This window comes from Streptomyces sp. NPDC008139 (genome assembly GCF_042957025.1).
Lineage (GTDB): Bacteria > Actinomycetota > Actinomycetes > Streptomycetales > Streptomycetaceae > Actinacidiphila.
On record NZ_JBIBHM010000001.1, the window covers coordinates 755,898 to 769,232 of the forward strand.

At 72.3% G+C, this 13,335-nt stretch carries 8 protein-coding genes; 4 read left to right on the top strand and 4 right to left on the bottom strand.

Features of this window, described 5'->3' with window-relative positions:
* Positions 1-40 precede the first annotated feature (40 nt).
* The 3 genes from lysX to ACFZBB_RS03200 all read left to right on the top strand — a co-directional run bounded on the left by lysX (position 41) and on the right by ACFZBB_RS03200 (position 5,006).
* Positions 41-3,325, top strand: coding sequence for a bifunctional lysylphosphatidylglycerol synthetase/lysine--tRNA ligase LysX (gene lysX, locus ACFZBB_RS03190; protein ID WP_391117204.1), 3,285 nt, complete (start codon positions 41-43; stop codon positions 3,323-3,325).
* A 129-nt stretch (positions 3,326-3,454) separates the two neighbouring features.
* A complete protein-coding gene (locus tag ACFZBB_RS03195) occupies positions 3,455-4,507 on the top strand; it encodes a polysaccharide deacetylase family protein (protein WP_391117207.1) in 1,053 nt (350 codons plus the stop codon).
* A gap of 70 nt (positions 4,508-4,577) precedes the next feature.
* Entirely contained in the window at positions 4,578-5,006 is a 429-nt protein-coding gene (locus ACFZBB_RS03200) for an OsmC family peroxiredoxin (protein WP_391117209.1), read from the top strand.
* 20 nt (positions 5,007-5,026) lie between these two features.
* Here ACFZBB_RS03200 and ACFZBB_RS03205 read toward each other — a convergent pair whose 3' ends face one another.
* Both ACFZBB_RS03205 and ACFZBB_RS03210 read right to left on the bottom strand, forming a co-directional pair.
* Complete coding sequence (locus ACFZBB_RS03205; RefSeq protein WP_391117211.1) at positions 5,027-6,325, bottom strand: M6 family metalloprotease domain-containing protein; 1,299 nt, start codon at positions 6,323-6,325, stop codon at positions 5,027-5,029.
* A 4-nt stretch (positions 6,326-6,329) separates the two neighbouring features.
* The gene (locus ACFZBB_RS03210; protein WP_391117213.1) at positions 6,330-7,673 is read right to left on the bottom strand and encodes a M6 family metalloprotease domain-containing protein; all 1,344 of its coding nucleotides are present in this window, start codon (positions 7,671-7,673) and stop codon (positions 6,330-6,332) included.
* Between the two features lie 252 nt (positions 7,674-7,925).
* Here ACFZBB_RS03210 and ACFZBB_RS03215 point away from each other — a divergent pair, with 252 nt between their 5' ends.
* The gene (locus ACFZBB_RS03215) at positions 7,926-9,749 is read left to right on the top strand and encodes an EAL domain-containing protein (protein ID WP_391117215.1); all 1,824 of its coding nucleotides are present in this window, start codon (positions 7,926-7,928) and stop codon (positions 9,747-9,749) included.
* A gap of 127 nt (positions 9,750-9,876) precedes the next feature.
* Here the strand turns inward: ACFZBB_RS03215 and ACFZBB_RS03220 are convergent, their stop codons facing one another.
* Positions 9,877-11,613, bottom strand: coding sequence for a glycosyl hydrolase family 18 protein (locus ACFZBB_RS03220; RefSeq protein WP_391117518.1), 1,737 nt, complete (start codon positions 11,611-11,613; stop codon positions 9,877-9,879).
* A gap of 270 nt (positions 11,614-11,883) precedes the next feature.
* Entirely contained in the window at positions 11,884-13,167 is a 1,284-nt protein-coding gene (locus ACFZBB_RS03225) for an MsnO8 family LLM class oxidoreductase (protein WP_391117218.1), read from the bottom strand.
* Positions 13,168-13,335 lie beyond the last annotated feature (168 nt).

Here is a 13,335-nt window from a genome sequence, read left to right on the forward strand (position 1 = left end):
AGCTGAAGGCGCCAGGTGCGTGGGAGGAGAGGCGGAGCCGATGCCCGGGAAGGTGGCGTGGGGGCGGGTGGCGCCCAGAATTCCGGGCTGGTTCGGAGAATTCTTCGGGATCCTGGCCCTGTTCTGCGCCACCCTGGCCGTCGTCTCCCCGTTGCGGCCCCTGCTGGACCCGGTGCGCCGGTGGGTGGAGATCCTGACGGTGCCGGCGTCGCCGAATCTGGCGTACGCGGCGTTCCTGGTGCTGCTGGGCGGCGCGATGGCGGCCCGCAAACGGGTGGCGTACTGGATCGTGGCGGTCTTCCTCGGCCTGACCGTGGTGGCGAATCTGGTGCTGATCGCGGTACGCGACTGGAGCGCGATCCCGGCGCTGCTGATCACGGGCACGGTGCTGGGCGCGGTGATCGCCGCGCGGGGCGAGTTCTCGGCGCGGGTGCGCAAGGGGGCGTTCTGGCGGGCGCTGCTGGTGCTGGGGTGCGGGCTGGCGATCGGGGTGCTGCTGGGGTGGGGGCTGCTGACGCTGTTCCCGGGGACGCTGGACGGCGGGAACCGGCTGCGGTGGGCGGTCAACAAGGTGGTCGGCGGGGTGAACGACCTGCCGGACATCGGCAGGCCGCCGTACTGGACGAATTTCTGGCTCGGCCTGTTCGGCGCGGCGGCGCTGCTGTGCGCGGCGGCGACGCTGTTCAGGTCGCAGCGGATGGAGGCGGCGCTGCGGGGTGACGACGAGGGCCGTATCCGGGCGTTGCTGGCACGGTACGGGGACAAGGACTCGTTGGGCTACTTCGCGACGCGGCGCGACAAGTCGGTGGTGTTCTCGCCCAGCGGCAAGTCCGCGGTGACGTTCCGGGTGGAGGTGGGGGTCTGTCTGGCCAGCGGTGATCCGCTGGGCGACCCGGAGGCGTGGGGTCCGGCGATCGACGCGTGGCTGGCGCACGCGGGGGCGTACGGCTGGGTGCCGGCGGTGATGGGCGCGGGCGAGGAGGGCGCGAAGGCGTACGCGCGGGCGGGGCTCGGGGCGCTGGAGCTGGGCGACGAGGCGATTCTCGACGTGACGGACTTCGACCTGGCGGGCCGCGAGATGCGCGGTATCCGGCAGGCGGTGCACCGGGTGCGGCGGACCGGGGCGACCACCCGCATCCGGCGGCACCACGATCTGTCGCCCGACGAGCTGCGGGAGGTCGAACGGCTGGCGGACGCCTGGCGGGACACCGACACCGAGCGCGGCTTCTCGATGGCGCTGGGGCGGCTCGGCGACCCGGCGGACGGCGAGTGCCTGCTGGTGGAGGCGCTGGACGACAAGGGGCGGGTGACCGCGCTGCTGTCGTTCGTGCCGTGGGGGCACGACGGGGTGTCGCTCGACGTGATGCGGCGGGACCGTACGGCTCCCAACGGGATCATGGAGTTCATGGTCACCGAGCTGGCCGCGGGCGCGGGCGCGCTCGGTGTCCGGCGGGTCTCGCTGAACTTCGCGGTGTTCAGGTCCGCTTTCGAGGAGGGCGCCCGGATCGGCGCGGGGCCCGTCCTGCGGATGTGGCGGCGGATGTTGCTGTTCTTCTCCCGCTGGTGGCAGCTGGAGGCGATGTACCGCTCGAACGTGAAGTACCAGCCGCACTGGTACCCGCGGTTCCTGTGTTACGCCGACGGCAAGGACATGGCCAGGATCGGTCTGGCCTCGGGCATCGCCGAAGGTTTCGTGGAGCTCCCGAGCCTGCGCTTCCGGCGCCGCCGCCGGTCCGCGGCGGGCGGTACCGGAGCGGGCGCGGTGGGCGGTACGGCGGTGGCCGGTGCGACGGCGAGCATGACGGCCGCGGGGATGACGACGGCGAGCGTGACGGCCGCCGCGGCCGAGCGCGGCCGTCACGCCCCCGTGGACCCGCACGGCCCCGCCGAGCAGGTCCGTGTGCGCCTGGCCAAGGTCGAGGGGATGCGGCGCGACGGCGTCGACCCGTATCCGGTGAGCGCGGGTCCCACGCACACGCTGGCGGCGGCGCGTACGGCGGGGGCGGGCAGCGCGGTGGCCGTCGCGGGCCGGGTGCTGCGAGTGCGCGACCACGGCGGGGTCGTCTTCGTGACCCTGCGGGACTGGTCGGGCGACCTCCAGATCATGCTGACCAGGGATCGTCTCGGACGGGACGGTCTGCGGGAGTTCGAGTCGGGCGTGGACCTCGGCGACCTGCTCCGGGTCGCAGGGGAGATGACGGTCAGCCGCGGCGGTGAGCCGACCGCGGAGGCGTACTCCTGGACGCTGACCGGCAAGTGCCTGCACCCGCTGCCGGACAAGCGGCGCGGCCTGACCGACCCGGAGGCGCGGGTGCGGCAGCGCTATCTGGCGCTGGTGGTCTCCCCCGAGGCGCGTTCCCTGCTCACCGCGCGCAGCGCGGCCGTCGGCGCGGTCCGTACGACGCTGGCCGACCGCGGCTTCCTGGAGGTCGAGACGCCGATGCTCCAGCCGGTGCACGGCGGCGCGAACGCCCGCCCGTTCACCACGCACATCAACGCGTACGACCTCGACCTGTATCTGCGGATCGCGCCCGAGCTGTATCTGAAGCGGCTGTGCGTCGGCGGGGTGGAGCGGGTCTTCGAGCTGGGCAGGACCTTCCGCAACGAGGGCGTGTCGCACAAGCACAACCCCGAGTTCACGATGCTGGAGGCGTATCAGGCGTTCGCGGACTACGACGTGATGCTCGATCTGGCGCGGGAGCTGATCCAGGCGGCGGCCGTCGCGGCGAACGGCGGGCAGACCGCCCGGCGGCCGGACGGCGCGGAGGTCGACCTGTCGGGGCGGTGGCCGGTGCGGACGGTGTTCGGGGCGATCTCGCGGGCACTGGGCGAGGAGGTCGACGCGGGGACGCCGCTGGCGCGGCTGCGCGCGCTGTGCGATCGGGCGGGGGTGCCGTACGGCCCGGACGACGGGCCGGCCGACGTGGCGCTGGAGATGTACGAGCGGCTGGTCGAGGAGCGCACCACCACGCCGTGCTTCTACAAGGACTTCCCGGCCGAGGTCTCGCCGCTGACCAGGCAGCACCGCACCGATCCGCGGCTGGCCGAGCGCTGGGACCTGGTGGCGTACGGCACGGAGCTGGGCACGGCGTACACCGAGCTGACCGATCCGGTGGAGCAGCGGGCCCGGCTGACCCGGCAGTCGCTGCTGGCGGCGGGCGGCGACCCGGAGGCGATGGAGTTGGACGAGGACTTCCTGACGGCGCTGGAGTACGCGATGCCGCCGACCGGCGGGCTGGGGATCGGGGTGGACCGGCTGGTGATGTTCCTCACGGGCCGGACGATCCGTGAGACGCTGCCCTTCCCGTTGGTACGTCGCCGCTGACCGTGCCGCGCGGCGGGTCGCGGGGGGTTCGCGGCCGGATTCGCGGGGGCGCGGGGCGGGTTCCCAGGGGCCGGGCGCGGGGCGGGGGGCCTTGCATCACCCGTTCGGAGCATGTTTACGGTGGTGCGCATGACGTACAAAACCGGACGATCTGGGATGTTGAGCCGCACGGCCGTACGGCGGACCGCCGCCGCGGTGGCCACCGCGGCGCTCGCCGGGACCGCGCTCGCGGCGTGCGGCACACAGCACGGCGGGGCCGCGGCGAGCGGGGCGGACGACGCGCGGGCCTCGTCGCGCGCGCCGTCGTCGACCGCGTCGGGTGAGACGTCCGGTCCGGCCGCGGGCATCCCGTCCCAGCGGACCTCTCCGCCGGGCGATCCGTCCGGCTCGCAGCCGTCCGGGCCGGGTCCCACGCAGAACGGTCCCGCACCGACCGGTCCGTCGCAGACGGGTCCCGGGGCAGCCGATCCGTCCGGGGCCGTCCCGTCGCAGACGATCCCGGGGCAGCCGACCGGGCCCCTGGACCCCTCGGCCGGTCCGGCCGACCCCTCGGGGAGCCCCACCACCGGCGCCCCGGCCGGCGAGTCGATCCAGCACTCCACCGAGGACGGCGGCAGGTCCGTCGCGCTGACCTTCGACGACGGCCCCGACCCGCGCTGGACCCCGCAGGTCCTGGCGCTGCTCGCCGCGCACCACGCGAAGGCGACCTTCTGCGAGATCGGCCCCAACGCCGCCGCCCACCCCGACCTGGTCCGGCAGATCACCACGGCGGGCCACCGGCTGTGCGACCACTCGGTGCACCACAACGAGCGGCAGAGCAGCAGGTCCGCGGCGTACAACACGCACGAGATAGTCGACGCGCAGCGCGAGATAGCCAAGGCCGCGGGCGCCGACGCGAAGCTCTGGTACTACCGGGCGCCCGGCGGCGACTTCACCCCGACGATCCGTCACATCGCCGCCGGCCACGGGCTGCGCCCGCTGGGCTGGACGGTGGACTCCCGCGACTGGGAGCGGCCCGGCACCGCCAAGGTGCTGGCGAACATCGACCGTCAACTGCGCCCCGGCTCCATCGTGCTGATGCACGACGGCGGCGGCGACCGCACTCAGACCGTGCAGGCGCTGTCGCGGCTGCTGGACAGGCTCGACGCGCAGGGCTGGACATACAGCTTCCCCGCGCGCTGATCGGGGCGCGCGCGAGGTAGCGTTCAGGAGGCGTTCCCGCCATCCGTCGGTACCTCTTGGAGGCTTCACCATGGCAACCACCCGCACCGCGACGACCCAGTGGAAGGGCCCGCTGATGGGCGGCGCCGGGACCGTCTCGCTCGACACCTCGGGCGTCGGCTCGTACGACGTGACGTGGGCCTCCCGCGCGGAGGAGGCGAACGGCAAGACCAGCCCCGAGGAGCTGATCGCCGCGGCCCACTCCTCCTGCTTCTCGATGGCGCTCTCGCACGGCCTGGCGGGCGCGGGCACCCCGCCCGAGACGGTGCAGACGCAGGCCGACGTGACCTTCCAGCCGGGCGAGGGCATCACCGGCATCGTCTTGACGGTGAAGGCGCGCGTCCCCGGCATCTCCGCCGGTGACTTCGAGGCGGCGGCGCAGGGCGCCAAGGAGAACTGCCCGGTCAGCAAGGCGCTCGCGGGCACGACGATCACGCTCAACGCCGAACTGCTGGACTGAGTACGGTCTCTGACGCCCGATCAGCGGCGGGTGACGTGGATCTTCCACGCGCCCGCCGCTGTCCTTCCCAGCACCGTGAAGGTCAGGCCCGACACCTTGTCCGTGTAGCTCTCGCCGACGCCGAAGGGCGCGTCGTTCAGGGAGTTGAAGGCGCCGCTGCTGAAGTCGCAGGCGGAGGTGCGGGGATGGGCGTCCACGACGGTCACCGGGCCCCTGCCCGAGTCGACGTCGGTACGGACCCGGTAGGCGAGCACGCCCGCGCGGCACGCGTCCTTGTCGTTGCCGAGCTGCTGTCTGGCCTCCAGGACGAAGACCCCGGTGCGGCTGTACGGGATCACGACGGCTTTGCGTCCGCCGGGGATCTCGACGGCGCCGAGCTCGTAGGTCGCGTCGGTGCGGCCGGTGACGCAGGCGATCTGGTTGTCGTCGAGCCAGCCGAGCTTCCACTTGTGCCAGGCGAACAGGTCGCCCTGCAGCCCCCAGTCGAGCGACATGCTGTCCCACTGCCCGGCGAGCGTGTCGGTGCGCGGGAAGTCGTCGGCGGCGTAGAGGTCGGGCAGGCCGAGCGCGTGGCCGTTCTCGTGGCTGAGGACGCGCGGGCCCGACTGGTCGTGGCCGTAGATGAGGGAGACCTTGTCGAGGTGGGCACCGTCGTCGGTGGTCGCGGCGGACGCGCCGGTCCAGGTGACCGAGAGCACCGCCTCGTCGGCGGGCGGCCCCGCGTTGGGCGTGACGAGGATGTTGACCAGGTCGTAGCCGCGGAAGTCGATGGAGTGGTCGGCGACCTTGAGCAGGTCGCGCATCATCTCGGTGTGGGCGTCCCAGCCGTAGCCGCGGCCGATCCCGTACGCGCTGAAGGGCCGCGGCATCCGTATGTAGCGCAGCACGGGCGTGGACTCGTAGTCGAGGCGGCCGTACGAGCTGACGGCGTACCACTTCTTGACGGCGGGGAAGAACTCGCCGTAGCGGTCGGCGGCGCTGTACTGGGCGGGCGCGTCGGGGAAGTCGATCAGCAGGGTCAGGGCGTGCAGGGTGCCGGTGGAGGGGGCGAATTCGGCGTTGGGGCCGCGGCTGGAGCTGTCGGGGAAGCCCTCGGACATGGCGACGCCGGGGACGGCCCGCAGGGCGCAGGGCCGGGCGGCGGGCGGCGGCGAGGCGTTGAGCGCGGCGGTGCGCGGGCCCGCGGAGACGGTGCTGCCGACGGCGAGCAGCCCGAGCGCGAAGAGCGCGGTGCAGCGCAGTCCGGTCCGGGTCAGCCGGCGCGGCCCTGACCCCGTCGTGGCCGGGCGGCGCGGTCCAGACCCCTTGGTGGAGGCCATGGCGTTAGCTCCTGTGGCCGGTGTCGTCGCCGACGGGCGACCCCTCGACGATCTTGACCGTCCAGGTGCCGTCCGAATTGTGGGCGGTGACCGTCACGCGGGTGGAGCCGTCGGGTACGGCGTAGGACTCCCCCACGCCCAGCGGCGCGTCGGCCAGCGGCGGGTAGACGGAGGTGGCCCGGCACGCGGAGGTGTGCGGGTGGCCGTCGATCACCGCGATGGGGCCGTCACCCGACTCGACGTCGGAGCGCACCTTGTAGAGCAGGACGCCCTGGCGGCAGGCGGCGTGGTCGTTGCCGGTGGCGGTGCGCGCCTCGATGGCGAGGGCGGTGTCGGGCCCGGTGCGTACGACGATCAGCTTGGTGCCGCCGGGGGTCTCGTCGGGGCTGAGGTCCCGGTAGGTGGTGCCCGCGCGGGTGACGCAGCCGACCTGGTCGGAGGTGATCCAGCCGAGCTTCCACTTGTGCCAGGCGAAGAGGTCGGGCGCGAGGCCGAACTGGCTGCCCATCAGGTCCCAGTCGCCGACGTGGGTGTCCCAGTCGGCGTTGCTGCCCGCGGGCGGCCGGTAGTACAGGTCGGGCAGGTCGAAGACGTGGCCGGTCTCGTGGGCGAGCACGTTGCGGTCCGGCGGGTGGCGTTCGAAGACGGTGACGAGCCGGCGCAGCGGGGTGCCGTCGACGGTGATCGGGGTGGAGAGGTTGACGACCTTGGTGGCGTCGGAGTCGACGCCGGGCGCGTCGGGGTCGGCGACGAGGTAGACGACGTCGTAGCCGTGGAAGTCGACCACCGGGTCGGCGGCGGCGATGGCGTCGCGCAGGTAGGCGGTGCGGTCGGCGGCGTTCCAGTCGCGGCTGATCGCGTAGTCGGTGGCGGGGCGCGGCATGCGCAGCCAGCGGGTGACGGGGTGGACGCCGAGGTCGAAGCGGCCGTACGAGGCGCGGTCGAAGAAGCGGGTGGTGGCCGGGAAGTGGTCGGCGGCGACCTGCTGGGTGGTGAGGTCGGGCGCGGTGCCGGGGAAGTCGAGGAAGACCATGAGGGCCTTCATGTGGCCGGTCGGCCGGGCGTAGCCGCTCTCCCAGGTGTCGACGCCCTCGGAGTGGTGGGCGCCGGTGCGCGGCAGGAGGCAGGCGCTGCCGACGGCGGCGGACGCGGCGGGGCCGGTCGTCAGCGTCCAGGCGACCACGGCGCTGAAGACGCTGAGCGCCGCCGCGGCGGAGCGCAGGACACGCCGCCGCGCGCGGGGCGGTACGCCTATCGAGACGACTGAAGAGCCTGACGAGCTGGCTGACCGCCGCACATGGACCTCCGGGGAGGATTCGTGAACCCGTTCGGGACACCTCCCCCACATTGCTATGGAATGTGACGATATGTCCTGTCCGACTGCTCCAGCCGGGCGGTGCGCGGGAGGCGTACGGGCCTCGCACGGCGGTCACTACGGTGCGTAATGTCCCCGGGGATGCGATCACCTGAGCGATCCGTTCGGACACGTTCGGTCGATCCGTCAGCACACGTGCGGAGAATCACCACCAGGGCGCTGGAACACCAACTCCGCCAGCCCATATGATCGCGATCGAGACGAGCGCGAAGCGGGGAGCGGGCCATGGGCGGACCCTCGGGCGGCCCAGGTGTCGAGCCCGAAAGCACAGCACAAGTCATCACGCACAGTCACACCTCTGCCCCACACTCCGGCGGCGGCACGGAACCGCAGCCGGCCGGACGGACGGCGGGGCAGGGAGGTACGGCCGCGCGGCCGGGCGACGCCGACCTGCGCGACTACCGGGCCGCCTTCGCCATCGCCCAGACCGCGATGGCGCTGCTCGCCCCCGACGGCACGGTCCTGGAGGCCAACGGCGCGCTCGGCGCGCTGCTGGGCGCCTCGCCCGAGCGGATGAGCGCCACGGGCGCCGCCGCGCTCCTCGGCCTGAGCGGCGACCGGCACGCCCGCGCCGCCTTCCACGACGTGCTCACCGGCCGCCGCGAACGGCTGCGCTGCACGCGCGGCATCACCCGGCCGGACGGCAGCACCGTGCACGCCGAGATCACGCTCTCGCGCACCGGCGCCCGCCCGCTGCTGCTGTCCGTCGAGGACGTCGGCGAGCGGGACACCCTGCGCGAGCAGCTGCGGCACCTGCGCATGCACGACCCGGTCAGCAGACTGCCCAACCGCGCGCTGTTCTTCGAGCGGCTGTCGGCCGCCGTCGGCGACCACGGCAGCCGTACCGGCCGGATCGGCCTGTGCTATCTGGACCTGGACGGCTTCAAGGCGGTCAACGACACGCTCGGCCACCGCGTCGGCGACGAACTGCTGGCCGCCGTGGGCCGCCGCCTGCTGGCCTGCGCCGAGCCCGGCGGGCACCTGGTGGCGCGGCTCGGCGGCGACGAATTCGCCCTGCTGGTACGGGACTCCACCGGTACGGGGCAGGCGACGGATCTGGCCGAGGCCGTACTGGCCGCGCTCCAGCCGCCGTTCGACGTGGGCGGCCACCGGCTCGCGGTCTCCGCCAGCATCGGCGTGGTCGAACGGGAGGCGGCGGGCACGTCGGCCACCGGTCTGATGCAGGCCGCCGACACCACGCTGTACTGGGCCAAGGCCGACGGCAAGGCGCGCTGGACGCTCTTCGACCCGGAGCGCAACGAGCACCGGATGACCCGTCAGGCCCTGTCCCGTACGCTGCGGCAGGCCGTCGAGCGCGGCGAATTCGTCCTGGACTACCAGCCGTTGGTCGCCCTCGACTCGGGCGAGCTGCGCGGTGTGGAGGCGCTGGTGCGCTGGGAGCACCCGCACTTCGGGCGGCTGGCGCCCAACCGCTTCATCGGTCTCGCCGAGGAGGACGGCTCCATCGTCCAGCTCGGCCGCTGGGTGCTCGCCGAGTCCTGCCGCCAGGCCCGCGCCTGGCAACTGGCCCACCCCGAGGCGCCGTTGGTGGTCAGTGTCAACGTGGCCGTACGCCAGGTCTGGGACTCCGACCTGGTCGCCGACGTCGCCGCGATCCTCGCCGACACCGGTCTGCCGCCGCGGCTGCTCCAGCTCGAACTCACCGAGTCCGCCGTGATGGGCTCCGCCGGCCGTCCCCTCCAGGCGCTGCACGCCCTGGACGAGATGGGCGTACGGATCGCCATCGACGACTTCGGCACCGGTTACTCCAACCTCGCCTACATGAGCCGCCTCCCGGTCTCGGCCCTGAAGCTGGACGGCTCCTTCGTGCAGGGCTTCCGCTCCGCGGAACACCCCAACCCGGCCGACGAGACGATCGTCGAGGCGCTGGTCGAACTGGCCCACCGCCTCGGCCTGACGGTGACGGCGGAGTGCGTGGAGAACGCGGAGCAGGCGGAGCGCCTGCGCCGGATCGGCTGCGACACGGGCCAGGGCTGGCACTACTCGCGCCCCGTGGCGGCGGCGGCGATCTCCGCGCTGCTGGACTGAGGCGGCACGCGCCGCGGGAGCGGGGCGGCACGCGCCGCAGGACGGCGGCGGCACGCGGAAGGGGCCCGCGTCCTTGGGGGGAGTAAGGACGCGGACCCCGGGTCATGCGGTCAGGAGGTGAGCCGCGTCAGCAGGCCCCGAGGTCCTGCCACACGCCCCATTCCCCGGTCGTGCCGGGCTCCTCATTGGTGGTCCACCACTTGGCGTTCCACTTGTGGCCCTTCCAGGAGACCTGGTTGCCACCGACGTAGACCGCGGAGGCGGACCACGACGGCAGGGTGCAGGTGCCGCCCGGCGGGGTGGTCGGAGGCGTGGTGGGCGGGGTCGTCGGCGGCGTCGTGGGGGGCGTCGTCGGCGGGGTGGTGGGAGGCGTGGTCGGCGGCGTGGTGGTCGTGCCGCAGCCGGACGCGGACCCGTTGGTCGCCGTCACGATCTTGTTGAAGAGGGTGGCGGCGGGATCGAGGTCGAGCAGCGAGTACATCATCGAGCCGGCCAGGTTGTGGCAGTGCGCGTAGTCCGCCTTGGCCTGGATCGCCTGGGCGCCGAGGCCGGTCCAGAACTCGGTCCCGTTGTAGAACCAGTTGGCCTGGGTGCTCGGGTCGTAGAACGTCGTGGAGGCGTTGTCCACGAGCCCGGTGAGCTCCTTGTAGTACGCCGTGCCCGCGACCTGGCTGATGCCGCGCGCCGGGGCGGGGCCCGAAGCGGACTGGTACAGGCCGTGGTTGCTGCCCGCGGGTACGCCGGTCCAGCCGCGGTAGTACAGCGGGTAGCCCATGGTGATCTTCGTGGACGGGAAGCCGCCCGCGATGCCGTAGGCCGAATTACCGTTGATCCACGCGTTGATGGCGTGATCGGTGCTGTACTTCTCGGTGCCCGGCGGGATCGCCGTGGACGGGTCGGTCGGCGACTGGTACAGCGGGTCCTGGAGGTTGGTCGGACCGGTCGCGTCCCAGGCTCCGTGCATGTCGTACGTCATGATGTTCGCGTAGTCGAGGTACTGCCCGACCTTGTTGGTCTCGATCTGCGCGATCTTGTCCTGGCCGGCCGGGAGCGCGGCGGTCAGCAGCATCTTCTTGTTGCCGTTGGCCGTGCCGTACGCGTTCAGCTCGGTGCGGAACTCCGCGAGCAGCGCGGTGAAGTTGGCCTTGTCGTTGGGGCTGTAGTGGTTGCCCACGTGGCCGTTGGGCGAGCCGGGGTACTCCCAGTCGATGTCGAAGCCGTCGAAGATCCCGGCACCGCTGCCGGGGCCGCCGTAGCCGCCCTGCACGGGCAGATTGCCCTTGATGAACATGTCGATGCAGGAGCTGACGAACTTCTTCCGGCTGGCGTCCGTGGCCGCCACGTCGGAGAAGTACTTGGAGTAGGTCCAGCCGCCGATCGAGGCGACGATCTTCAGGTTGGGGTGCTTCGCCTTCAGCTTCTTGAGCTGGTTGAAGTTGCCGACGATCGGCTGGTTCCAGGTGTCGGCGACGCCGTCCACGCTGATGTCCGCGCCGAACGACTTCTGGTAGTCGGCGAAGGAGTCGCCCGCGCCGTCACCGGCGTTGGGGTTGGACTCGTTCGTGGAGTCCGACGCCTTGGTGGCCTCGAAACAGGTCAGGTTCGAAGGGTCGATGTTCTCGAACGAGTAGTTGAGGATGTCGAGTTTGCCCGCCACCCCCGACGTGTCGAGGTTCTTCGGGTAGTAGGCGTTGCCGTACACGCTCCACTGGTCGTAATAGGCGATCTTCACGCCGCCGCTGCTCGCGGCGGCGGCCGCGGGCTTGGCGGCGGCGGTGGTGTCCGCCTGGGCTGTGCCCACTCCGGCGACGAGCGCGGTGAGCGCTCCGGCGGTGAGGGCGGCGGTCGTGACGGCTGCCACGATCGCTCTCTTCCTGGACTGCACGAGTACCTCCGGGGGGAGAGGGAGGAACAACAGGGGGCTGGTGAATGGATAACCCCTCGTCAAGTGCACGTCAATGGTCTGAACCAGACTTAGGACTAGACCAATCCTGCGGAAGGCGACCGGCCGGTAGCGTTCCGCGACAACGGCAAAGCCGCTCGTCAACCGGGTGACAAGCGGCTTTAACGCTGACTTAAGGCTGGTCAGGGCCGTCGTGCGACGTTGGACCACGCACCGGCCGGAAACGAGTCTTTAACCGGCGGCGACCTCGGACGAGACGCCGGACGCGGCCTCGGCGGAGGCCGTCGCGATGTCCTTCGGGAAGCCGTACGCGTCCGCGATGAGGTCGTAGGAACGCAGCCGGACCGACGGCGTGTGCGCGTTGGCGGTGATCACCAACTCGTCGGCGCCGGTGCGGTCCACGAGCTGGTCGAGTCCGGTACGCACCGTGTCCGGGTCGCCGTGGATGATGTTCACCAGCCACGAGTCCACGAAGTCCCTTTCCGCCGGGCTGAATTCGTACGCCTCGGCCTCCTGGGGCGTCGGCACCAGGCCGGGGCGTCCGGTGCGCAGCCGCAGCATGCTCAGCGCGCCGGAGAGCACCTGGCGGCGCGCCTCGGCCGGGTCGTCGGCGGCCAGGGCGGCGACGCCGATCGAGGCGTAGGGGCGGTCCAGGATCTCCGAGGGCCGGAAGGACTCGCGGTAAAGGGCCAGCGCGGGAACGGTGTTGGCGGCCGAGAAGTGGTGCGCGAAGGAGAACGGCAGGCCGAGCGTGCCCGCCAGTCGCGCGCTGAAGCCGGAGGAGCCCAGCAGCCACACGCTCGGGCGGCCCGCCGACTGGACGCCGCCGGGCGCCGTGCCCTGCACCGGGCCGGGAATGGCGTGAATGCGCGCGTAGCGGTGCCCGTCGGGGAAGTCGTCGTCCAGGAACCGGGTCAACTCCGCGAGCTGCTGAGGGAATTCGTCCGCGCCCTCGTGCAGCCGGTCGGTGCGGCGCAGCGCGGCGGCCGTCGCGCCGTCGGTGCCGGGCGCGCGGCCGAGACCGAGGTCGATCCGGCCGGGGGCCAGCGCCTCCAGGGTGCCGAACTGCTCGGCGATCACCAGCGGCGCGTGGTTGGGCAGCATCACCCCGCCGGAGCCGAGCCGCAGCGTGCGGGTGTGGGCGGCGAGGTGGGCGAGGATCACCGCGGGCGAGGAGCTGGCGACGCCCGGCATCGAGTGGTGCTCGGCCACCCACATCCGGTGGTAGCCGCGGGTCTCCGCGGTCCTGGCGATCTCGACGCTGGTGCGCAGCGCGTCGGTGGCGGTGAAGCCGCTGCCGACGGTGGCCAGATCCAGTACGGACAGCGGTACGGGGGCGGTGCCGCGGACCGGGCCGCGGATGCCCCGGCCGCGGAGCGTACCGGTGTCGCCGTCCCGGCCGTCCGTACGGGACCGGCCGTCCGTAACGGACCGCCCGTCCGTCCGTTCGCCCTGCTGTTCGCCCTGTCGTTCGTCACCCACGGCGGGCGCCTCCTCGATCGTTTCCGTGCCCATGTCTGCCCCACCCCTGCGCGACCGACAACCGGAGCCCACGTCCGGTTATTCCCGGGCGCGGATTGTACGGTTCCCCCGCTGTTTCCTTTTCGGGTAATGACGTAGGCATATGCCAGGGTGGCCCCTTCCTGCATATACGCTTGAAGAGCCCCGGATAACTGGCCAACC